The organism is Paenibacillus sp. P46E, assembly GCF_001909095.1.
Taxonomy (GTDB): domain Bacteria; phylum Bacillota; class Bacilli; order Paenibacillales; family Paenibacillaceae; genus Paenibacillus_AQ; species Paenibacillus_AQ helianthi.
Window position 1 is genome coordinate 1 of the sequence record NZ_LVYZ01000044.1, and the last position, 23,340, is coordinate 23,340.

Here is a 23,340-nt window from a genome sequence, read left to right on the forward strand (position 1 = left end):
AGTTATTTATAGTTAGATGTCTCCAAGACATCTCTATATGAGCTTCTTTAGACACTTACTTTTTCCTATCATTCCACGCCCACCCTTTAAAATAATCAACTGTAACTCGATAGCCACACTGATTAATTCCTTTCAAACTTTGTTCTTCATCATTGTTAATTACACGAAAAAGCCACATGCTGAGATGTGGCTAAACGATTGAAAGGTTGAAATCATGATGCACACTTATGACATCAGGATCTCGTTTTCAATACAGCGGGCAGCAAAGGTCGCGAGCTTTGTGCCCTTGTTAGGGCGGTAGCTCTCGATGGCTTTGATCAGCCCGATGGTGCCGATGGAGATGAGATCCTCCATGTCTTCGCCGGTGTTGTCGAATTTTTTTACTATGTGGGCGACTAGGCGCAAGTTGTGTTCAATTAACAAGTTACGTGCCTTGGCATCTCCCTCGGCCATCATCCCTAAGTATTTGCTTTCATCCTGCTCCGAGAGAGGCTGGGGAAAAGCATTATTCCTTACGTAGGATACCAGCAGTGTCAGTTCTTTGATCAGCAGCGCTATCGTGCTTATTATTCCTGGCAACTTGGCGACACCTCCCGCACATGTACAATGAAACCGATCAGTAGTGAGAGCAACGGGTTCATGGTCTTTTTATTGTATGTGGGTAGATGCCCAGAAGTGCATGTACGGTGAAATAGGTACGGGCTGTGAAGTGCTTTCAACTATAGACTACGCCAGATCAGAAAATAGTTCTTGTACCCATAGCCATAGTCTGCAGTGTCTGAACTGTTCTTCAGGATTTGTGCAGTGAGTTGCCCCAGCTCCGCTTCGGCGATTTCCGGATTCACCCGAACAGAGATTACCGGTTCATCCTGCTTCAGCAGCTTTTGCAACACAGCTTTGAACTCTGCAGCTGAATGGATTTCCAGTCCGTTTTTGACATAATAGTCGTTGGCTTCGGTTACTCCCTCGAACGAGTCCACCTCTTTATCCAGCCAGAACAGGTCATCCTGGACGTACTCTAACCCTGCTGCGGTGTCATCGTTGGCATTATAGAGCAGATAAGGAATTCCCGCATTGGTCAAGCCGTTGGTTGGATCAATATTGAACCATTCTGAACCGATCTTGGCCTTAATCCACGCATGCGGAGTTCCTTCCAGTGTTCCAGTTACGACAATCGTCTCGAGACCAGCCAGATCGGCGAGCATTTTGTACGCTGACGCGTAGCTCATACATACCCCCTTCTTTTTGACCATAATACCGTAGGTAGTAAACGCGTCATTGATTTTGGCATCGAACGGGCCTTTGCTGTCTTCTACGGTTGTGGATGCAGCATCATCATAGATGGTATTGTCATTTAAGTATTCATAAATCGCCTTGTTTTTTTGTTCGGCGCTCATTCCTTTATGAAAGATGGCGTGGGCAATACGCTCTGCCTCAGCAGAAATTTCTTTTTGTTTACGTTTGAGTTCTTGGAGAGAATCTTTATATTTGATGTGCAGGGTGACATTATTATAGTCATAATAGTAAGTGTCCACACCCAGAATCTGTGGATTCTGATAGATCACCTTCGTTACGTAATCCACCAAGACATCCTTGTTCTGCAGTTCAGGAAAAGCTAATAGCGAAATCTCCTCCTTGCCTTCCACCATATTGCGGGCCAGATACTCTTCAACCGCCGAATTCACATTCAGTCCAATCTTCCTTAGAATCTCCGGTTCAGGAACGGGCTGTTCATCGCCTGCTGCCACCTGCTGTTTCGTGTTCAGTCTTTGTCGGCTAACCAGATCAAGTCCTGTGCCCGTAGAGTCTTTCGCCTGACCTCCACCAATAATAGTCGGGACATCCGGAGAGACTGCCAGGGAGCTGGAATTCTGTGGCTTGGCCAGTCCCGTATTGGGTTCCTTATAGGAATGCGTTTTTACGAACGACTGGTATTCAGCATCTGTCGCACCAAAAATCAGGAAGTCCCCTTTAAGCTCCGTGCCTTGAATCCGGTACTCCACGATGCTGTCTTTCATAAGCTTGTTCTTATCCATAATATAGATAATATCGCGATCCGCTAAAGAATCATCCAGAAATTGAATGGACATCTTCTTGGGCAGCTCAGACAATGTATCATAGCTTTCATAGGAACCCCCCAGTGCAAGAGGCAACTTATCAGCCAACTCCCCAATACTGATCATATTTCCAAAGTTGGATTCCTGCTCTCCTTTATAAGCCGTTACAAAATACCCAAAAGGGCTTAGGAGATTCTGGAGTGAACTCCCATCCTTCCCATTCACATGGGTCAGGTCATACTCCGTACCCTGGATGGTTGCATCCAGAAGAGGAAAAATACCTTCATATCCCTCTTCCGGACCATTAATTTTGGCAGACATACTATCAGAATACACACTATAGATTTTATATCCATCCGCCCCCTCTACCGGTTTCCAGGTCAATTTGAGATTGCCTGATTCATCAATGACATATTTCAGTTCAGGCGTAGAGACTTCCGATTTCACTGTAAACGGGGTAATAAGCGGCTTGGCCAGCTTTAGCGGGGTCGGGGATTCCATATCATAATTCACACGGATGTAATAAGCAGGCGCGTTGCCCCAAATGTGATCAAATACCTCATCGTGTTCTAATAGTTCTAAAAACGGCTTCACCACAACCACGTTGTTACCGGAATAATGAAAATATACCTTTGCCTCAATCCGGCTCTGCGGCAGCGCCTTAGGGTCCGTATGTACCGAGATGATATCTTCTGCGGGAATTCCCGTCATATCCGCTTTAAAACTGAAGGTAAACTTCTCGTCCTGTTTGACATTGTACAGTGGCATCAGCACTTCCGTAGATTCCTGCTCATATTTTTGCTTCAGGTCATGAACCGTCAATTTGCCGGTAGGCGGTCCGCTGAGCACACTTTTGATGATGATTTCCTGCCGAACCCCGGGGGCCTCTGTCAGTTCTGCCGGTTCCTCTTGTTCTGTTGGTTCTGTTGGTTCTGTTGGTTCTACCGATTCTAATGGTTCTGCTTGTGTGTCCTTAAGGGCTGTAGCCGCCTCATTGCCGGGTGCAGGGGAATTCCCATTATTGTAGCAACCCGTTAGTAACACAAGTATAGTCAGAATACTCGCCAAAGCTTTTAACAAGGTAACACCTCATGCTTTCTAGTAATTTACACAAAATCACATTATGTATTTGGTAGCTGGTAATACTTAACTTTTACTATACTATAATGTGGAAATTGGGCACAGTAAAAATATGAAAGAACGGCAATCTGAATCTATGTTTGTGCCATCACATCTTAATAGTTTACATAGTTAATTATTTAAATTAATCCTAGTAACAATGAGCATCTTTATAATTAACTTCACATAAGCAAGCCTTACATAAGATTACTGGATTATATAATGAATCTTTTAGAATAAGAGGAGAGAAAAACATGTTCAAGAAGAATACTCACCGAAGGTTGTCATTCATATCGAAAAGAGCAACGATGTTCCTGCTGCTCATCACTGTTATCATCAGCACCCTTCAACCCGCAGGCATTATTACCGCTGACGCGCCCCTCCCCCACTCCATCGTCATCGAAGATTTCGAGAATAACCTAAGTGATAATGTGCTGGTTCAAAAAAGAAATTTCTCAGGTGCCATGAGCCTGGAAGCGGATCCCCGGCATGTCCGTTCAGGGAATAATTCCGTACGTTTGGATTATGACTACATAGGTGTTAAGGAAAACCCTTCCTATGTGTATGTTGGACCTAAAGCTCCTTATGCTATTACCGGCCTTCCCCAAAAAATTGGGATGTGGGTGTACGGGAACAACGATGGACATCTTATTTTCAGCAAGTTCAGAGACGGCAACGGAAAGTCCTTTGAGGTTGAATATCTGGACGAGAATGTTGGCGTGAACTGGAAGGGCTGGAAATACATCGAGGGGGATATCCCGCAGGACAAAGTTGGACCGATTCAGCTGGAAATATACATGCGAATTGAGCAATCTATTTTCGACAAGAAAAATAAAGGCACTGTATGGGTAGACGATCTGCGCTTGGTCTATGAGCAGGACCCTGCTGAAGATATGGGCGTCCCGGTACTCGGCATGGTGTCCCCGGCGAATGAAGCTGTTATCGATACGCGTTCACCACATATCCAGCTTTCGGCCACCGATTCTCAATCGGGCATTGACCCCGGCTCTGTTGCCTTAAATCTGGACGGACATCCTGTGAAGAGCGAGTATGATGCGGCTACTGGCATGATTTCCTATCAGCCTTCTTCTCCTCTGGCAGGGGGATATCACACCGTTCAGTCAGCTGTATATGACAGATCAGGCAATCCCGCCGAGCTTGTCAGCTCCTTTTTCATTCAAGACGGCATTCAATATCATCTGGATGCCCCATCGGAAGTCATCAGCAATAAAACGTTCCAATTGAAGCTCCAGATCAACAATGCGGCTGACTTAACGGATGCCTATGCCCGGCTTAAATACGATCCGCAGACCCTGGAAATCACCACTGCTGAACCCAAAGTACAAGCATCGCTTGTTACGCAGAATGAGACTGACCCTGTAAAAGGCCAATACCAGCTGTCGCTTGCCGGACTTAGCAAACAATCGTTACCGGCTGACGGTACCGTTGCGCTATTGAATATAGCTGTAAAGCCCAGTGCCAAAATGGAGCGCGGCGAGGTATTCAAATCGATCGAGATGAGCGACGGAAGTTTTCGAATGACCGCAGGGGAGGCCGTCTATGCACTGGCTGCACCCCACAAGTATACGATCGGGTTCCCTTATATCCTCACTGTAAAAGGGAGCTCACTCCATACGAAAAGTACGCTTCGTGTCACGGATGATGCAGGCGTGCCGGTCGAAGGGGTCTCGATTATTCCGTCCGATCCGCTTCTTCCCCAATATTTTGCGGAAGTGACTTCTGTATCGTCTGATGTCTATGCGGATGCTGACCCGGGATCGGCCAAGCTCGCTTCCGCCGCTCCGGGTGAACAATTCTTCTCGACTGGAGTGACCCGTGGAGATTATACAGCCATCCGGCTACCGGACGGCAAAGCAACGGGCTGGATTTCAAGTGCAGCGGTTCAAGTGAAGCTCCTGAAGGATGGATGGGGCCTAACCAATGCGAAGGGTGAAGTCCAGACGTCTCTGACTACCTTGGCCTTAACGAATCTTAGTCTCCAGGCAGTAAATGGGGATAAAGTCAGCAAGGTGTTCTCACTTTCTGTTGTGCCACAGCTGGGATCAGAGGAGCCGGAATATGTGCGGACCTATGTTACTGAGGATTTGAAAACCACCCAAAGCATCGTCTGGAGAACCGCCCCGCGAGTGGAGAACGGTGTCATTCAATATGTAAAAGCCAGTGACTTCACAGGTTTTGATCAGGCGAATGTCAAGGAGCAGGCTGCTGTACCGCAGCTGCTTTTAGCTCCTGACCGTGTGGGAGAAACGTTGTTCCACAAAGGGATGCTGCAGAGCCTGTCACCGGGTACGAAATACATTTACCGCGTGGGAACTCCGGGGTTGTGGAGTGCTCAGCATACCTTTACGACAGAGTCAGCAAACCCGGAAGCCTTTTCCTTCTTGTTTGTAACTGATTCGCACACCAATACTGAAGAAGCCTATCATATTCATCAGAATCTGATGAGCAGTGCCTTTACCCATTACCCGGATACACGGTTTGTCATGCACGGAGGGGATATTGTCGATGATGGCGGGATTATGAACGAATGGGAACAGGATATGAAGGCTTCGCAGCTATACAGCAGCAGTATTCCTTCTGCCTACACCATGGGGAATCATGATGTGAAGAATGGCGGAAAGGACGTATTTATTAACGCTTTGGGTCAGCCGGGTAACGGAATGGACGGACAACAGCATTTGAATTATTCGTACGATTATGAGGATACACATTTTGTAGTGCTGAATTCGGAAGCCGATGAAATAGACATGCAGAAGCAAGCAGAATGGCTGCGGAAGAACATAAATGCCAGCTCCGCGAAATGGAAGATTGCTATGTTCCATCGGCCTGCCTATCATACGGAGGATGGGCGCGGACCGGAACTGGTCACCAAATATCTGGCCCCTGTCCTTGAGGAGCTTGGGGTAGACCTGGTGCTGGTGGGCCACGATCATGCACTCGCTTGGACCTATCCTATGAAGAATGCCCAGCCCAAGAAGGATGGCAGTCCAGGCACCGTGTATTTGTCTGGCGGTTCCTCCGGCTGGAAGTTCTACGATGCAGTCAAGTTTGATTACCTGGAGTATCTATATGATGATAATTTCCCGGTCTACTCTGCCATCTCAATCGACAAAGACCGGATTTTGATTGAAGCAAGAACGACCGATGGCCAAAAGCTGCAAAGCTTGACTATTGAAAAGGCAAAAACCGTTGACCCTAATCCCGAACCGGAACCGGAGCCAAGCACAACACCAAGCCCGAACCCAACTCCGGCTCCAAGCACAGACCCAAGTCCGGTACCAAGCGCGAACCCTAGCCCAACTCCTGGTACAGGGACAGGTCAGAACCCTGGCATGGTGCCAAGTGCAGTTCCTACAGCAACACCTGCAGTTGTTCCTTCAGATAAGCCTGCACCGGTTAAGACGCCGCCATCCGCTGTTTTTGCTGAGGGAGTAAGCGCTCAAGCGCTAAAAGAGACGCTGAAGAGCATTATTGCCGCGAAAGACGGGGACATCCCCGTACCAGCCCTTAAGGATATAGCTGACCTATGGAGCACCCGGACGATCACGGCTTTCCTTAAGTTGAACATCATCAAAGGGTATGACGATGGCTCTTTCAAACCGAACCAAACCATCACCAGAGGGGAATTTGCCACAATCCTTACCAAAGCCTTTGGCTTGGTGAAGTCGGATACCTCCCTTCCATTAAGTGACGTTAATACCCATTGGGCCCAGGAGGCCATTGCCGTGTTAGCCTCCAATGGTGTCATTGCCGGTTACCCGGATGGAACCTTTAGGCCCGACCGGGAAATCAGCCGTTCCGAGATCGTTACCATCCTGTCCAGGATTGTGAACTTCAATAGCATCACACCGGTAAAAGGGAGCATCGCCTTCAGTGATACGGCAGGTGCATGGAACAAGGAGCAGATTGCCAAAGCTGCCGAAATCGGTCTGATTAGTGGTAGAGGCGACGGCAAATTTGCCCCGGCTCAATCATCGACCAGAGCAGAGGCCTTGACCATTATCATGAATGCCCTGTGCCTGGACCCGGAAATCAAAACATTGATGGATCAGATCTCGAAATAAATCTGCGTAGAACCTGTATACATGATTAAAAGACCGTTATCTCCTGAAATCGGGAGATAACGGTCTTTATTTATTCAGACTTCGGTTACGGCCCATCTACAAATCCGCTATTCATCCGACTCTATTTCCCGGGGACGGCGAGTACTCCACCGTGACGGGTGACAGACTCGCTTTATCCTTTACTTTTTCCTGTGGAATATTAATGGGTGAATGTGCTTCCCCCTCGTAGGACCAATGTGCCTGATGAGCGCTAACCGGGGTCGACGGCTCCTGTGTGCTTGCTGCTTCACTATTCTGTGTGTTATGACCGCACTCATGCAGATCCTTCTTTCTAATCTTTTGTGGAAATCTATTATACTTCAACCTTGGCCTGGCGGCGCGCCTCATAGGCTTCCGAATACAATACATATACAGGTCTCATATATAGCTTGCCTATTACAAAATAAAGAATAGCCAGCACGGCAAGCAATCCATAGACTACGCCCCGTTCCTGCCCGTGCACAAAATACAAGATATCGAAATTATCCGTCATGTTGAGATTGAACGTTACCTTCAGCGAGTCCATCAGCATCATGCCGAACAGCCAGTAAAAACCCGTACAGAGCAGGATATGCACTGCCGTTCCCCACACGCGAAAAGCAAAAGAGAGCTTCAGGAATCCCGTGCTGAACAGGTAGCTGACGATACTTAATGCAAAGACCAGCAGCATCAGGACCGGACTCTTTTGAGGGTGGAGCGAATAGACAAGGACACTGGTAAGAATCAAAAAGATCAGGATATCAGCTGTAATTTTTTTCACAAATTCTCTCACGCCGTTTACTTGAAGACGGCCATTGGCGGGCATCCACAAGAACTCCAAAATATAAATAACAAGCATTAAGCCGCCGAACCAGGTCAATACACTGGAAACCGGCAATACATCCAAATATCCCACGGCTATTCCCACCCCAAATTTTTCCTATATTATAACATGTGTAGATTATCCTATACAGTATTATCCAATTCATGTAGCACGGAACCAGACTAGACAAGCAAAGTATCCACAAAAAAAAGAAGAGTACCCGCTCCTTCCTACAGAGCCAGTGCCTCTTCCGTAATCTGTCTGATATCAATTGAAGATATCGTTTCTTCGTTTACCATGTCCGGCAGAATCTCCGCCAGAAAGTATTCGACACATTTCAAATCGATGTTCTTGATCTTGATCAGGGCATTGCGGTACATCACCACAAATTCCTTCTCCGTGTTCCCTCTTTGCAGTTCGGCAAAAGCCTCATACACCTGGTCCATCTTGTCGGCCACCTCCAGAATCAGCCCTTCGAGCGACTCATCCTTGCCTTCACGCAATTGGTGGTAGAAGATGCTTTTGAACTCCTCCGGAATATGCTCCTTAATGAAATTATCGATCATCCCCTCCTCCACCTGCTGGATTAAGGACCGCAGCTGCAGAGATGAGTGTTTCACCGGGGTTTTGATATCGCCAATAAAAATCTCACCGTAATCATGGCTGCTCGTAATTTCATATAGCTTCTTCCAGTCAATGACTGCACCGTTTTTCTCCTCGATATCGGCCAGTGTTTTGGCGTACTGCACGACCTTCCAGGAATGGGCCGCTACGCTGTGCTCCTCGAATTTGAATTTGCCGGGGCAGCGGATAATACGTTCCAGTTCGTTCAGCGAGCGGAAATATTTATGAATTCCCATGCCAGTCCTCCCTTGTCTTGATGTTGATATGATCCGGTATTGTCTAGCTAGTATAAGCATTCAATGTTAATTCCAAATAAACAAGCTGACAGGTTATGTTAAAAAACGGGATAACTCTGGCCCTATCCTCTCACAGGACACCCCTTCCCCGCCTTACTGCCGATACCATCCCCGACTAAGGTCGAGACTAAAGAACAGTCTTCAGGCTGTTTTGCAGCATTATCAATAGCTATACAATAAACACATAGACAACGGCTAAGACGAACTGCTAACCCGGTTCAAACCATAGGAGAGGAAGAGATTATATTATGAAAAAATTGTATCGTTCCGAAAGTGACAAGAAGATCAGCGGCATCTGCGGAGGTTTGGCCCGTTCCCTGAACATTGACAGTACCATCATCCGGTTATTCGTTGTTGCCGCTGCCCTATTCAGCTTCGGCACTGTAGCGTTCCTGTACATTCTGGCCAGCATCGTGGTGCCTAAAGAGAACTATAACAGCTACCCTGAAGGTTATGAGTATTACTAATTCAGAGACATCACACAGCGCCACCCTATATGAACATAAAAGGAGAAATGAACATGAGTATTTTTCAGAGAATTACAACCCTGACCAAAGCAGCCATCCACGAAGGACTGAATAAATTGGAGGACCCGGTACTGCTGACCGGACAATATTTGCGGGATCTGGAGGAAAAAATAGCCGGTGCCGAAACCAGACAGCGTGAGTTCAAAGCCGCAGCAAGTGTTCTGGAGCGCCGCATTTACGAGAACCAGGTACTGGCCGATCGAAGCGAGGCGGAAGCCGTGCAGGCCATGAGCGAAGGGAATGAGCCTGCTGCCAGAGCAGCGGTCATGGCAAAACTGCGCTACACTGAAAGTATTCAGGAATGCACCGCAGGACTGGAAGAAACCCGCGAAGCCCTTGTAGTTCTGGAGAGCACTCTGCTGAATGCCAAGGAAGAGCATAAACGGCTAAAGGCCAAAAGAGCCGAGCTGGCTGCCCGTGCCCGTAAAGCGGCTGAGCTGAAGCGTTCCGCCGAAAGCAACAGTTATACTGCCCACGCAGGTAACCCTGGACAGATCCTGAATCCCGGTGCTGCCACCCGTGGCTTCGACCGCATGGAGGACAAAATCAGCGAATGGGAAGCATCTGCCGAAAGCTCCGGGCATTATTCCTCCGGCATCGCTGAATCCCCGCTGAACAGCGCCGTTGAAGCCGAGCTGGAACGCCTCCGTAGCCGCAAGGCCGGTGAGAGCAAGTAAGCTTGAGCTTGTACATGATATACAGCCAAAAAGGATGCTCTCCCATTGAATGGGGGCAGCATCCTTTTGGTATGACACCGAATTAGAGCCTCTCTATAGCTAGCCTCACTAAAAGGCGTGCACCATGTACCAGCATCTCTTCGTCGATATTGAAGTTTGGCTGGTGGATGGCATGTGTAATTCCTTGCTCCTCATTACCACAACCAATAAAAGCAAAGGCACCCGGAACACGGTCCAGATACCAGCCGAAATCCTCCCCAGCCAGACTAGGTTGATCCAACACAACCACCCGCTTCTCACCCACGACATTGCGCGCTGCCTTAAGGACCCGCTGCACGGCTTCTTTGTCATTCACTACGGAAATCCCTTCCCGCATCTCTAGCTTCCAGCATCCGCCTGAAGCAGCGGCAATTGCTGCCGCCTGGCGTTTCAACCCTTCGGTGATACCGGCAACGGTGGTTTTGGAGAATGCTCTGAACGTTCCCGTCAGCACACTCCGTTCAGCGATAACATTAACGGCAGTCCCGGCGTTCAGCGTACCAAATGCCAGTACTGCCGCTTCTTGCGGATCGATTCGGTTCGCCATCAAAGCATTGACTTCAGTGATGAATCGGGCGGCCATCTGGATGGCGTCTACTGCACGGTGCGGTTCACTGTGATGACCGGCTGTTCCCAGAAATTCCAGCCTAAAATGGCTGGAAGCCGCCATAGCATAATGCGGATGAATACCAACTGTACCCGCGGGTAGCTCCGGCATCACATGCAGCGCGTAGCAATAATCCACGCTCTCCATAATTCCATCCTCTATCATATCCCGCCCGCCCGAGAGCAGCCTTCCATCCAGAGGACTTGGGGCCGCCCCTTCCTCAGCGGGCTGAAAAATGAAGATCACCGTGCCGGATAGCTGATGCCGGTATTCAGCCAGTGTTTTTGCCGCACCCAGAAGCATCGCGGTATGGGCATCGTGGCCGCAGGCATGCATGACTCCTGACTTCAGTGACTGATACGTCACCTCGTTCTGCTCGGTAATCGGAAGTGCATCCATATCCGCCCGCAGCAGGATGACAGGTCCGGCACCCGCCGATCCGTGGAGGGTCCCAACGACCCCCATCCCGAAATGTTTGCCCACATTCCTCCGGACGTCAATTCCCCATGATTCCAGCAGCTCTGCGACCTTGCCGGAGGTACGGATAACATCATACAGCAGCTCGGGATGGCGGTGAAAATCACGGCGGATGGCGATCATTTCCGGCTCCAACAAGCCGATAAAGCTCATCATTCCTGCAATATCCGGTTCTGGGGTCATTTCAGCTCCACTGCTCTGCGCTCACACCAGCCGCGCAGGTTCCGAAGCTTTCGCATAGCGGTTCGCCGGAACAGGAAGACCCAGATTTCCCCGCAGGGTGTCACTTTCATATTCGGTACGGAACAATCCCCGTTCCTGAAGAATCGGAACCACATAATCCACGAATTCCTCCACCCCGCTTGGAACTGCAGCAGCGATCATAAATCCATCCGCCGCTCCGCCTTCGAACCAGGCTTGGATCTGATCGGCAACCTGCGCCGGCGTACCGATGAAGCTGCTGCGCGGAGTTGCAGCCTGCAGAGCGACCTCCCGCAGGGTCAGGCCTTTTTCCCTGGCATTTTTCTTGATTTTGTCCGTGCCGCTCTGGAAGCTGTTCCGTCCCAAATCTCCAAGCTCCGGAAATGGCTCATCCAGCGGATATTGCGAGAAATCATGATGCTCAAAAAATCTCCCCAGATAGTTCAGCGCGTTCTCAATCGTTACCAGTCCGGCAACCTCCTGATATTTGCGCTCCGCTTCCTCTGGCGTCTCGCCAAGAATGGGGCCAATCCCTGGAAAAATCAGCACCTCATCCGGATCTCGTCCAAAAGAAGCTACCCGCTCCTTCACATCCCGGTAGAATTCCTGCGCTTCCTCTAGCGTGTCATGCCCCGTAAAGACAGCGTCCGCCTCCTTCGAGGCGTAATTTTTACCAACCTCCGAAGACCCTGCCTGGAAAATAACCGGCTGCCCTTGTTTGGAGCGTGCGATATTCAGCGGCCCCTTAACGGAGAAGAATTCTCCTTCATGGTCCAGTGTATGCATTTTTTTCGGATCAAAAAAGACTCCGGTCTCCTTATTGCGGACAAATGCATCATCCTCCCACGAATCCCACAAGCCCCGCGCCACCTCCAAATATTCGGCAGCAATCCGGTATCGCTTGCCATGATCGGGATGCTCCTTTTTGCCATAGTTCAAGGCGGAGCCTTCCAGTGGAGAAGTCACCACATTCCACCCTGCGCGTCCGCCGCTGATCACATCCAGCGATCCGAACTGCCGGGCCACGGTAAATGGCTCACTATAGGAGGTGGACAAGGTGCCAACCAGGCCGATTCTGCTGCTGACACCCGCAAGTGCGCTAAGAATTGTCAGCGGTTCAAAACGGTTCAGGAAATGCGGAATGGATTTCTCATTAATATATAACCCGTCCGCTATGAAGATCAGATCCAGCTTGCCTTCCTCGGCCTTCTGCACCCACTGCTTATAAAGCTCAAAGTTTACACTGGCATCCGGCTTGGCGTCCTGATGGCGCCACATAGAAGTACTTCCCCCAACCCCGTGCAGCAGCGCACCCAGCTTTAATTGTTTTGGCCTCGTCATATTCATTCCTCCTAAAAGTTTTGTGGAGCATTACTTCATGAAATACTTCGCAATAAACTGGTATCGGAAGCATACGCTTCAGTTTTATGGAGCCAACTACCAGCTTAATGGAACACGGCAGCTCCCTGCTTGATCCGTTCAATCTGAGCAAGATGAGTCTGCACATGGGCTGTAAAGCTGCGGACAATATCCGTAACGCTGACAACCTCGCCTTTAAAATTAATCCCGCTTTTCTCCCATTCCCCGGCGCTTAGCCGGTTGAACAGCAGGCCATTGTAGTGAAGCAGACTGCGGAACAGCTCCAGACTGTCAGCAGCTTGGCCTGAATTGGAGTGCTGCCCGCTAACCCAGGCGTCCTGATGAAATGCAGGGAGCTGCACCTCAGTGCCGGCCAGAATGTCACGGATGCGGAAGGAAACGACAATGCTGTGATCGGCCAAATGTGCCAGCACCTCGGTGACACTCCAGCTGGCCGGTGCGGCTTTCCACTGTAGCTGTTCCTCCGTCAGACCTTCCAGTGCTTGTGCCAACTGGTCATACGTATTCAGATAATCCCGGATTTGCTCACTGCTCATTCAATCCCCTCCAAAGTAAGTCCAGACTGAGGCTGGACCGGTGATGAGTCAAAACGGGACAAGGAAAATGGCTTGATATTCACTGTTGAAGATCCGCCCGTCGCCAGGTCCGCCAATATTTCTCCTACAACGCTGGAAAATTTAAAGCCATGCCCCGAGAATCCCCCGGCCAGCAGCACATTGTCATGAGCCGGATGACGGTCGATGATGAAATCCTCATCGGGTGTATGCTCATATTTGCAGACTGCCCCTTTGAGCAGCCGTCCGGCTGCGCCGGGCATATAAGTCTCCAGCACCTGCCGGAGATCCTTTTCATCACTTTCCTCACTGCCAAAAGGTGCAAGCGTCTCTCCCGGTTTCCACTCCCGGCCTGTATCATGGCGGCCAATTTTCAGCCCGGCCCCGCCTATGCCGGGAAAGCCGTAATAACCGCCTTCCCTGGTACCTAGCGTAAAGCCCGGAAAGTTCTCGGCATCAAAGGCCGGAGTGTTCTGAAACCAGCCGACCACCTTGCGGATCGCTTTGATCGGTAAGGCAGCAAACGCCGACAAGGACCCAAACCAGGCTCCGGCGCTGAGAATAGCTGCTGCTCCATGATAATCACCGCTGCGGGTGTGCACGGTGACGCTACCTTCACGTGCCGTCACATTCAGCACGGGAGTGTTTGTCAGAAGCTGTGCTCCGTGAGCCAATGCCAGCTTCCGGTAAGCGGCGATAGATTTCTCGCTGTAGAGATATCCGGCATCCGGCTCAAACATCGCCTCGAAATGTTCGGGAAGATTCAGAGCGGGCCAGCGGCGGCGGATTTCATCAGCACCCAGCTGTTCCACCCGCACCTTTCGCTTCTCCGCTTCCTCAAGCCGGCCTGCGAAGGAATATAGATTGCTGTCTGCCAGATTCAATACCCCTGAGGGTACAAGCAGCTCTGTACCACTCTCTTCCCCGGCTTCTTTCCACAGCACATGTGCCCGCAAAGCCATGTCAATATAAGTCGGATCACCACTGTATGCATGTCTGATCAGCCGGGTCTCCCCGTGATGGCTTCCCTCTGTATGCGGCGGATCAAAAGCATCGATCAGCAGCGTTTTTACGCCCCGTCTAGCCAGATGATATCCTGCACTCATGCCCATCGAGCCGGCACCAACGATAATAACGTCATAACTGCGGGAACTAGCTATGATGTTTCCCCCTCTTCTGCAGAGAATCGTTCCAACACCCTAACAGCCAGATCAGCAAAGAATGCGGCTCCCACTGGCAGTGCCGATTCATCCAGATTAAAGGAGGGATGATGCCACTCCCGGCTCCCGGCAGTACCCACGAAGACGAACAATCCGGGAACCAATCGCTGATAAAAAGCAAAATCCTCCCCCGCCGGCGAAGGCTGAGGCTTCACACGGTGAAAGCCGAGTGCATCGGCTGTATCTTCTCCGAGCCTGGCCAGCACGGGATCGTTATTCACTGGCGGAGGGCCGCCTAACCACCGTACCGTCGCTTCCGCCCCTAAAGCAGCGGCCACTCCGGCCGCCACCTGCTCAAACCGTTCAAGCACCCTACTCCGCACAGCTTCATCAAAAGTGCGTATCGTTCCCTCCAGCACCGCTGTCTCAGGAATAATGTTCCATGAATTGCCGCTGTGTACTTTCGTAACACTGACCACCGCACTTTGCAGCGCGCTGACATTGCGGCTGACAATGCTCTGCAGCGCGGTAATGATATGCGAAGCAGCTACTATAGGGTCGGTCCCTGCCTCCGGTACCGCCGCGTGTGATCCGGCTCCCCGTATCTCCACCACAAAACCATCTGCTGCAGCCATTAAGGGACCACCGGTAATTCCAATCGTTCCTACCGGCAAGTCCGGCTTATTATGCATACCGATGACTGCACGGACGTTTTCCAGCGCTCCGCTGTCTATGATCTGCTGTGCACCTTTCGCCTTTTCCTCGGCCGGCTGAAACAGAAACCGTACCGTACCTTTTAGCTGACTTTCCTGCCGCTTCAAGTGTTGGACCGCTCCAATCAATGCCGCCGTATGAAAGTCATGACCACAGGCATGCATTTTGCCGGGATACAGCGAAGCATAGGGCAGACCGGTTTCTTCCTGAATCGGTAACGCATCAATGTCGGCCCGCAGAGCTATCACCGGCCCCCCCTGCTGTCCGCCCACTTCTGCGATAACTCCTGTTTTCAGCCCGTAGTCCGTAATGGTCGCTCCGGCCTGTTCCAGCAGCTCTGTGATATATGCTGTCGTATGATATTCTTCATTCGAAAGCTCTGGGTGCCGGTGCAAATGCCGGCGGATTCCAATCAATGCCTCCGTAAACGCCTCCGGACTGAACTCCACCGTTTGATTCGTCATACCGGACTCCCTCCTCAAAGTGTTGTAAGGACCTCAGCAAATGCTTCCCTTAACAATTCAAAGGAACGGACCCGTTTGTCAAAAGGCTGCACATTGGTTGTGACAATAAACTCTTCGACACCGGAAGCCTTAGCTAACGCCAGCAGCTGCTCGCGGACGGATTCCTTTGTGCCTTTGGTAATCTCCGGCTCCCGCTCTTCCAGCGTATAAGCTTCCTCGCTCTGCCGGGTGAACTCCTCGGCCTGCTCGCGGGTTGCAACCGTCAGCGTCTTGCCGCTGGCCAGATGAATCCGGATCATCTTGTGCGCTCCAGCCAGCTCCCGGGCCTCCTCTTCCGATTCTGCGACCAGTACGGCAAGTGCAAGTATCGCTTGCGGTTCCTTGCCTTGCGAGGTGTCAAATCTGCTCTGGTAGACACGAATGGCTTCCACAGCCACTGCCTGATCCCCGCCTATGAACAAAGAGAACACATATGGCAGCCCCAGCTCAGCAGCGATCTCGGCACTCGCTACACTGGCACCTAACACATAAAGCTCAGGCGGAGTACCTGGAATCGGACCCGCCTTCAGCCCAAACAGCGGATGATCCGCCTCCAGCCGGTTATGCACATATTTCTCAAGCTCAATAATTTTGTCCGTCAAGGAAGCCGCTTCTTCGCCTCCCTGCCGCAGCGCTTGCGTGCTTCGGGGTAAACCTCCGGGTGCCCGCCCGACCCCCAGATCCACCCGGCCCGGAGCAAGCGTTGCCAGCACGTTGAAATTCTCCGCTACCTTATATGGACTATAGTGCTGCAGCATGATGCCGCCAGAGCCGATTCGGATGCGCTCTGTCTTGGCCAGCAGATGCGAGATCAGCACCTCCGGGGAGGAACCCGCCACCTGTTCGGAGTCATGATGCTCCGAAACCCAGAATCGGCGGAAGCCTAGACGCTCGGATAACTGCGCCAGCTTGACCGTATGCTGAAAGGCTTCTTCCGGCGTTTCACCGGGATAAATTGGACTTTGATCCAGTACGCTTATTGTAATAGCCATAGGGTTGCCTCCTAAATGGAATAGTTCAGCTCCGGCGTGATCCGCTTCAGAAACTGCTTGGTTCGTTCTTCCCGTGGATGGTTGAACACCTCCGTAGGTGTCCCCTCTTCGACAATAACTCCTCCATCCATAAACACCACGTGATTCGCCACATCACGGGCAAAGCCCATTTCATGCGTTACCACAATCATCGTAATGCCTTCCTTGGCAATTTTACGGATGACGGCCAGTACCTCGCCTACCAGTTCCGGGTCCAGCGCGGACGTAGGCTCGTCGAACAGAATCACTTCCGGCTCCAGCGCCAGCGCACGGGCAATGCCGACCCGCTGCTGCTGGCCCCCGGAGAGCTGGCTCGGATACGCATCCAGTTTGGCACCGAGACCGACCTTTTCCAGCAGCGCTATGCTTCGGTTACGCGCTTCCTCCTTCGGAAGCTTTTTTACAACCAACAGCCCTTCCATCACGTTCTCAAGCGCTGTTTTATGCCGGAACAGATTGTACTGCTGGAACACCATCGCTGTTTTTTGCCGCAGCTGGTGAATCTCCTTTTTGCGGGCATGCTTGCAGTTCAACCGGAAATCACCAATCGAGATCTCTCCGTCGCCGGGCTTTTCCAGATAATTCACACAACGCAGCAGGGTGGTTTTGCCGGAGCCGCTGGGTCCGAGGATAACGACCACCTCGCCTTTGGTAACGGTTAGATCAATATTGTTCAGCACCTGATGGCGGCCGAAGGACTTGGATAGATGCTCAATCTTAATCATACGACTCCCCCCCGGTTGTATAGGTTGATCCGTTTCTCGATCAGGGCAGTGGCCCGTTCAATCAGGAGCGTAAGCCCCCAGAAGATAAGCGCAGCCGCCAGATAGGCCTCAAAAAACTTCCAGTTCGTCGAAGCCACAATCTGGGCCTTGGCGTTGATGTCCACAACCGATACGGTAAAAGCAAGGGTTGATCCGTGCAGCATCCCAATGACGGAATTGGACAGATTCGGCAGACTAGCCGCCAGTGCCTGGGGGAAGACAATCCGCCGCAGCGCCTGGGGTGTGGTCATGCCCACGGAGTAGGCAGCTTCGATCTGGCCACGGTCGACAGCAAGCAGACCGGAGCGTACCACCTCAGACATATAAGCTCCTGCCGTTATCGAAAAAGAAATATAGGCAAAACCGATCATTGGGATCGATACCGACCGGAAGGCCCAGCCAAAATGGACAGCCAGCCCGTCAATCATCACCGGCAGCCCGAAATAGATCAGCAGCAAATGGGTAAGCATCGGAGTTCCGCGGATAAAAGTGACATACCCTACCGCCAGGGGATACAGAAGCGGGACTTTGTAAATCCGGATTAGAGCCACGGCCACCCCGATCACGAACCCGGCCACAACAGAGACCAATGTAATGTACAGCGTGGTAGGGATTGCACTCAGCATTTGTACGAACGCCGTCCATATAAACGAAGGGTCCAGCTTCACAATCCGCCACCTCCTTTACCCGGTCCCAGTTCTGCAATGATCCGCCGGTAAGAACCGCTTTTTTGCAGTCTGAACATTCTTTTCACGGGACTGCTCCGTTCCTCATGACGCAAGAGGCGGCGCTCCGCCACGAGCAGCAGCTTCTCAATCGTAAAGCTGATCACCAGATAGATAAGGGCGAGCGCAATATAGGTCTCAATAAAATGCTGGCTGATGCTGCCGAGTGTCTGTGCCTTTCCCGTCATCTCCATCACCCCTAGGGTAAAAGCAAGTGAGGTATCTTTCAGCAGCGCGATGACCAGATTGGAGAATACAGGAATGGCAATTCCTAATGCCTGAGGCAGCACAATTCGTGAGAAAGCCTGAAAGGATGTCATTCCTGTCGCATATGCCGCTTCTACCTGCCCTCTGTCCACAGCCGTTACAGAAGCGCGGATCATCTCGGACATGAAGGCACCCGTATGCAGCCCGTAGGTCAGAATCACAAAGAACAGTACAGGCGTCCGCGTCACATCTACAGAAACAAGCTTCAAAATTTCCGGCAGGCCGTAATAGAACAAGAACAGCTGGATTAAAATCGGGGTCCCCCGGAAAAATGAGATATAGATCTCCGCGCAGGTCTTCAGGACCGGCACCTTGTACAGGCGGGGGAGGGCAATAAGGAATCCGACAAGGACACCCGCGAGCAAAGAACAGGCGACAATCAAAAGCGTGGTACCCAGCGTAGTCAACAGCTTGGGCAAAAATGAGAATACATAGCTGATATCAAACGGTGCGCCCATACAGCACCCCCTTCCCCCGATCTATAGTTCTGTTCACTTCACCGATGCATCGGTAACATCCGCTCCCAGCCATTCTGTGCTCAGCTTGCCAAGCGTGCCGTCTGCCTTCAATTCCTTGATAGCTCCGTCAATGGCATCTGAGAGCTTTTGCGATTCAGCTTCATTTTTGCGGAAGACATACAGAATGTCTGCGGAGGAGAGTTCATCGCCTACGGCCTTCAGCTTGCCTTGCGGATCAATGATTGGCAGTACAAAATCTGCAGCGAGCGTTGCATTCACCCGTCCTGAACTGATTTGGCTTACCGTATCATTGGCGGCTCCGTTCTGATAGACGATCGTAATCGCATTGTCATGCTCTTTGTTGTAGTTCTCCAGAATGGTGGACTGCGCACTGGTCGCACTGGTCAACACCTTTTTACCTTTCAGATCATCCAGCGACTGAATCGGATCGTTATTGTCCTTGGCAACAATAATGCGGTTTCTCCAATGGGCGTAGGCTTCTTTGTTAAAGGAGTACTTTTGCTCCCTCTCCGGGTTTTTCTCCATGACGTGAGCAACCAGATCAATTTTTTTGGTGTCCAGACTCAGCAGCAGATTGCTGAAATCCATCGTCTGCAGTTCAAATTCGTACTCCGGCAGACGGTTGTCAACTTCCTTGATCAGTTCCACATCAAAGCCTGTCAGCTTGCCGTTCTCATCGATGTAGCATACCTTGGGAAAACCAGTTCCTGTACCGACGACGATCTTGGTCACTTGGGCTGGCTTTTCTGTTGCAGCAGATGTTTCTGCCTTATTTTGTGGTGCTGCTTCAGCTACATTGTTGCCCTTATTGCTGCTCGCACTATTATTACCGCAGCCCGCAATCGCAAGTGTCAAAATCAATGCATAGGCTAGTGAGATCGTCTTCTTCGTCTTCTTCATCTTTTATATCCCCTTTAAATGGAAGTTGTTGGGTCTGCAAGCTTCTTTCTCATTAGAACCATAATCCCGTCGCCATTGCGGGGGTCCAGCTCCACAAATTTTTCGTACCCCCGCCGTTCATACATAGAAACCAGCCAGGGATGTTTTTGTGCTGTTGCCAAAGTTACAGCAGATGCTCCCAGCTTGCCGAGGATGATATTCTCCTCCACCCAATCCAGCAGCTTGCCGCCATACCCTTTTCCGCGGGCGTCTGGATTGACCGCAAACCACTTCACAAAAGGAAGCTCAGTAAGTGCCTTGATCTCCTCACCCTTCGAGAGTGTAATCGTCGCCTGTACGGTATTATCAACTTCAAGTACATAACACTCGTTAGTGGCTATATTATCTTCGATCAGGGCCACGTCGGCTGTAGCAGCCGGCCAATGCAGCCCGAGTTCACGAATCATGGCATAGGCGCGATATGTAATATCCTGCAATCGCTGCGCATCTTTAAGCTCTGCAAGCCGGTAGACCTCCCCCATCTCCTATCCCTCCAGCAAATGATATTATATAATCCCTATAGAATTAGTGGTGATTATATGCAATTAACTTTATCACTGCATGCAACCATGCGCTAATAGAGTTTTTTAATCCATTTATACAATAAGTCGATTAGGCGTTCTGCCCGGCACGATCTCCAGCAGGCTTTCAATAAATCCGGCATGCTCCCCATTTAGAGAGATCAGGCTGGTCCGTAATGAGATACCCTCCGTCTCGGCAATATCCACCCGTATCAAGGTACCGGCTTTCACTTCATCCTGAACACTCAGGGCCGGGAGAAAGCAAATACCCGCTTTTCTGATCACCAGCTTCTTGGCTGTCTCCAGATTATCTACCTGATAGACAATATTCGGCGGCTGCTCCATGCTCTCGAATACGCGGTGGAGCCGTAACCAATCCAGAGAACCGCATTCAAAGAAAACAAGCGTCTCCTCGCGAATACTCTGAATAGAAGTGCGGCCCGGCCCGGACTGGGCCAGAGGATGTCCCTCGTACACATATAATGAGATGGGGTCTTCACAGAATGGATAGGCCTGGATCGCAGGATTCACTACTTTACGGATAAAGGCAAGATCAATATCCTTCGCTTTCAGCTTATCAATCAAAGCTTCGGTGGGCGCAGTTGTCAGTTTGAGCGTCAGGTTTGGATAAGCGCTCTTCAAATGCAGCAGAAGATGCGGCATCAGATAATTGGAGACCGATACCGTACTCCCGATTCTCAGCTCATCCGGAACAAGTCCTTTCGATTGGATTTGATGTTTGCCTGATTGGTAGACCTGCAGAATTTGCTGAGCGTAGGGGAGGAACTGCCTGCCTTTTTCTGTGAGATGAATCTGCTTGCCGAGCCGGTCAAACACTCTGCAATCCAGCTCCCGTTCGAGCGACTGAATGCGGGCAGTCACTGTAGGCTGAGAAATATACAGGACATCTGCAGCCTTATTGAAGCTCCCATAGTGGTTGATATATACAAAGGCCTCAATATTTTCGATGTTCAATTGACTTCCCCCTCCGTCTCACTCGTTTAATATTTTACTTTTCCAATCGATTAACAAGGAATTAGAGCAGGACTTACCTATAGATTTAGTTAATATCTTATTCACAGCTCCTTTTCTTGTCAACTAACCACTCTTATAGATAGAACTTTTCTATCCTTTTATCAGAAATGTTAAATTCCTCTTATATTCATCGGATTTGTCGATTATAATTAAGGTCATTCATTTGGATTAGGAACAGGAGGCATACGATGTCCAGCTTCAAAGAGATCCATATCCGCAACGCAGCGGATTCAGACCGTGATGCCATTGCCGAACTGCTGCTGGAGGCCTATGGTCAATATGCTGCCGAACTGCCTGAGCCCTTTTGGGCCGATTACCGTCACTCCATTCTTGATTCTGTAGACGGAACTGCGCCATATGCGCGGATCATCGCTGAAATGGACAACCGGATTGTCGGAAGTGTGCTGCTCTTCCTCTCCTCTGAGACAGCGTACGGGAGACCGGAGCTGGGTATCCATTCCCCGATTATCCGTCTGCTGGCCGTCTCACCGGGTGCCCGGGGCCGCGGGATTGCAGCACTACTCATCCGCGAAGCAGCCAGAATATCCAAGGAGCTTGGAGCCGCTACCCTGAATCTCCACACCTCGGATATGATGGCTTCAGCGATCAGGCTCTACGACAGACTAGGTTTCCAGCGGGCTTATGACACCGATATTATGAACGGAAATACCCTGGTCAAGGGCTATTGCCTTGATCTGGAAACCTTCACCGTTCTCCAAGCTTAAAATTTTCATATTAGGTCCTGGTCGTAACTGCGGGGAATGTTTGGACTTCCGGCCGCTGTTGTCTACAGATTTCTTGATTTAAACCGCTGTTCGCGGTGGAAATTCGCAGACTGCCTATGCTTCCGTTGTGAGCTTTCCTGCGGAAAGCTTTCAGGCGGTCGCTATCGCTCTTACAGTTCCAAACTTCCCCTCCACACTCCTACCTTTTTTATGTTTTTTAAGTTCAACTAATATAGATAATCCGTTTAGACTTTGCCGCCTGAAGCCATTGGGGAAATTCATTCAACAGCTGATCATACAGGTGCTCATCGGAAACATCCTCAATGCGGTCCACGTGAATAAAGTTTGCATTATCTACGAGTCGTCCGGTCATGCTATCGATCTGCTTCAGTACTTCAAAGTCGGAATCGCCTATCCCCACAAACTGCCAGAAGATTGGCAGTACTGAAGCTTTAATAATCACTTGTTTGGTCTGCCTTACTACGCCTCCATCATTAATGAAAATAATGAATACCGGTGTTGTGTCTTTTTCCTCTTGGGTATATTTGCGAATCACATCCTCCATGACTGGCGGTTCATTATTTCTTCCGAATTTGTGGATATTAGCGTTGTTCAGAATATGTGTAAATACATAACTCCCCAGTTCTCTCTCCGTGGCTGGCGGCAGCCGGCTGAACTCTGTATCGTATATCCAGACATCCAGCGAACCATTATCATCAAATTTACTGGCCACTGCGAGAATGCGTTCAACAACCTCCTGCACAACACCCCTGGAATACAGATTTCTCATAGAGCCTGTAATATCAAGCACGATTCCTACCCGGGCGGTTACTCCTGTTAATTGTTTTTTCACCAAAGTAAGCTCTACAATCTTCTTACGGAGATCTATTGTAGACATAATAGGTGTAGCTGATGTGTTTACTCCCCTCTCGTCTTTTACCATCTCGGCAGTAGCGGCCACTTCAGCCGCAACATCCTGTTCAACTTCAAGCC

The 23,340-nt window shown here is 50.3% G+C and carries 20 protein-coding genes and 1 pseudogene; 4 read left to right on the forward strand and 17 right to left on the reverse strand.

Annotated elements, in window-relative coordinates:
* Positions 1 to 231 precede the first annotated feature (231 nt).
* Both A3849_RS15840 and A3849_RS15845 read right to left on the reverse strand, forming a co-directional pair.
* Positions 232 to 579 (reverse strand): annotated as a pseudogene (locus A3849_RS15840) (sigma-70 family RNA polymerase sigma factor); the annotation flags it as partial.
* A gap of 140 nt (positions 580 to 719) precedes the next feature.
* Positions 720 to 3,137, reverse strand: a complete 2,418-nt coding sequence (locus tag A3849_RS15845) for a transglutaminase domain-containing protein (protein WP_074112292.1) — start codon at positions 3,135 to 3,137, stop codon at positions 720 to 722.
* Positions 3,138 to 3,430: 293 nt separating this feature from the next.
* Between A3849_RS15845 and A3849_RS15850 the strand changes: the two genes are divergently transcribed.
* The gene (locus tag A3849_RS15850; protein ID WP_074112293.1) at positions 3,431 to 7,261 is read left to right on the forward strand and encodes an S-layer homology domain-containing protein; all 3,831 of its coding nucleotides are present in this window, start codon (positions 3,431 to 3,433) and stop codon (positions 7,259 to 7,261) included.
* 352 nt (positions 7,262 to 7,613) lie between these two features.
* On the opposite strand, the gene A3849_RS15855 is transcribed toward A3849_RS15850, so the two are convergent.
* Positions 7,614 to 8,195, reverse strand: coding sequence for a hypothetical protein (locus A3849_RS15855; protein WP_143191831.1), 582 nt, complete (start codon positions 8,193 to 8,195; stop codon positions 7,614 to 7,616).
* A 137-nt stretch (positions 8,196 to 8,332) separates the two neighbouring features.
* Entirely contained in the window at positions 8,333 to 8,962 is a 630-nt protein-coding gene (locus A3849_RS15860) for a YfbR-like 5'-deoxynucleotidase (protein ID WP_074085790.1), read from the reverse strand.
* A gap of 308 nt (positions 8,963 to 9,270) precedes the next feature.
* Here A3849_RS15860 and A3849_RS15865 point away from each other — a divergent pair, with 308 nt between their 5' ends.
* Together A3849_RS15865 and A3849_RS15870 are read left to right on the forward strand one after the other, a co-directional pair.
* Positions 9,271 to 9,489 carry a PspC domain-containing protein gene (locus tag A3849_RS15865; RefSeq protein WP_074112295.1) on the forward strand — a complete coding sequence of 73 codons (219 nt, stop codon included), beginning with the start codon at positions 9,271 to 9,273 and terminating at the stop codon, positions 9,487 to 9,489.
* A 53-nt stretch (positions 9,490 to 9,542) separates the two neighbouring features.
* The gene (locus tag A3849_RS15870; protein WP_074112296.1) at positions 9,543 to 10,226 is read left to right on the forward strand and encodes a PspA/IM30 family protein; all 684 of its coding nucleotides are present in this window, start codon (positions 9,543 to 9,545) and stop codon (positions 10,224 to 10,226) included.
* Between the two features lie 82 nt (positions 10,227 to 10,308).
* On the opposite strand, the gene A3849_RS15875 is transcribed toward A3849_RS15870, so the two are convergent.
* The 12 genes from A3849_RS15875 to A3849_RS15930 all read right to left on the reverse strand — a co-directional run bounded on the left by A3849_RS15875 (position 10,309) and on the right by A3849_RS15930 (position 21,562).
* On the reverse strand, positions 10,309 to 11,532 hold the full coding sequence (locus A3849_RS15875) for a M20 metallopeptidase family protein (RefSeq protein WP_074112297.1): 1,224 nt from the start codon (positions 11,530 to 11,532) through the stop codon (positions 10,309 to 10,311).
* A 21-nt stretch (positions 11,533 to 11,553) separates the two neighbouring features.
* A complete protein-coding gene (locus tag A3849_RS15880) occupies positions 11,554 to 12,891 on the reverse strand; it encodes an LLM class flavin-dependent oxidoreductase (RefSeq protein WP_074112298.1) in 1,338 nt (445 codons plus the stop codon).
* 104 nt (positions 12,892 to 12,995) lie between these two features.
* Positions 12,996 to 13,466 carry a DinB family protein gene (locus A3849_RS15885; RefSeq protein WP_074112299.1) on the reverse strand — a complete coding sequence of 157 codons (471 nt, stop codon included), beginning with the start codon at positions 13,464 to 13,466 and terminating at the stop codon, positions 12,996 to 12,998.
* A complete protein-coding gene (gene solA, locus A3849_RS15890) occupies positions 13,463 to 14,644 on the reverse strand; it encodes an N-methyl-L-tryptophan oxidase (protein ID WP_074112300.1) in 1,182 nt (393 codons plus the stop codon). The genes A3849_RS15885 and solA overlap by 4 nt, the downstream gene beginning before the upstream one ends.
* A complete protein-coding gene (locus A3849_RS15895) occupies positions 14,641 to 15,822 on the reverse strand; it encodes an amidohydrolase (RefSeq protein ID WP_074112301.1) in 1,182 nt (393 codons plus the stop codon). Before A3849_RS15895 ends, solA begins: the two co-directional genes overlap by 4 nt.
* Positions 15,823 to 15,836: 14 nt before the next feature.
* A complete protein-coding gene (locus tag A3849_RS15900; protein ID WP_074112302.1) occupies positions 15,837 to 16,853 on the reverse strand; it encodes an LLM class flavin-dependent oxidoreductase in 1,017 nt (338 codons plus the stop codon).
* A gap of 11 nt (positions 16,854 to 16,864) precedes the next feature.
* A complete protein-coding gene (locus A3849_RS15905) occupies positions 16,865 to 17,617 on the reverse strand; it encodes an amino acid ABC transporter ATP-binding protein (RefSeq protein WP_074112303.1) in 753 nt (250 codons plus the stop codon).
* The gene (locus A3849_RS15910) at positions 17,614 to 18,324 is read right to left on the reverse strand and encodes an amino acid ABC transporter permease (RefSeq protein ID WP_074112304.1); all 711 of its coding nucleotides are present in this window, start codon (positions 18,322 to 18,324) and stop codon (positions 17,614 to 17,616) included. Before A3849_RS15910 ends, A3849_RS15905 begins: the two co-directional genes overlap by 4 nt.
* Positions 18,321 to 19,106: an amino acid ABC transporter permease gene (locus A3849_RS15915; RefSeq protein ID WP_074112305.1), complete on the reverse strand. Its 786-nt coding sequence runs from the start codon at positions 19,104 to 19,106 to the stop codon at positions 18,321 to 18,323. Before A3849_RS15915 ends, A3849_RS15910 begins: the two co-directional genes overlap by 4 nt.
* A 33-nt stretch (positions 19,107 to 19,139) precedes the next feature.
* Positions 19,140 to 20,027 (reverse strand): transporter substrate-binding domain-containing protein, encoded by an 888-nt coding sequence (locus A3849_RS15920; protein ID WP_074112306.1) that lies wholly within the window; start codon positions 20,025 to 20,027, stop codon positions 19,140 to 19,142.
* A 14-nt stretch (positions 20,028 to 20,041) separates the two neighbouring features.
* Positions 20,042 to 20,548 carry a GNAT family N-acetyltransferase gene (locus A3849_RS15925; RefSeq protein WP_074112307.1) on the reverse strand — a complete coding sequence of 169 codons (507 nt, stop codon included), beginning with the start codon at positions 20,546 to 20,548 and terminating at the stop codon, positions 20,042 to 20,044.
* A 114-nt stretch (positions 20,549 to 20,662) separates the two neighbouring features.
* Positions 20,663 to 21,562: a LysR family transcriptional regulator gene (locus A3849_RS15930; RefSeq protein ID WP_074112308.1), complete on the reverse strand. Its 900-nt coding sequence runs from the start codon at positions 21,560 to 21,562 to the stop codon at positions 20,663 to 20,665.
* Between the two features lie 248 nt (positions 21,563 to 21,810).
* Between A3849_RS15930 and A3849_RS15935 the strand changes: the two genes are divergently transcribed.
* On the forward strand, positions 21,811 to 22,347 hold the full coding sequence (locus A3849_RS15935) for a GNAT family N-acetyltransferase (protein WP_074112309.1): 537 nt from the start codon (positions 21,811 to 21,813) through the stop codon (positions 22,345 to 22,347).
* Positions 22,348 to 22,570: 223 nt separating this feature from the next.
* On the opposite strand, the gene A3849_RS33590 is transcribed toward A3849_RS15935, so the two are convergent.
* Positions 22,571 to 23,245: a vWA domain-containing protein gene (locus A3849_RS33590; RefSeq protein ID WP_256700799.1), complete on the reverse strand. Its 675-nt coding sequence runs from the start codon at positions 23,243 to 23,245 to the stop codon at positions 22,571 to 22,573.
* Positions 23,246 to 23,340 lie beyond the last annotated feature (95 nt).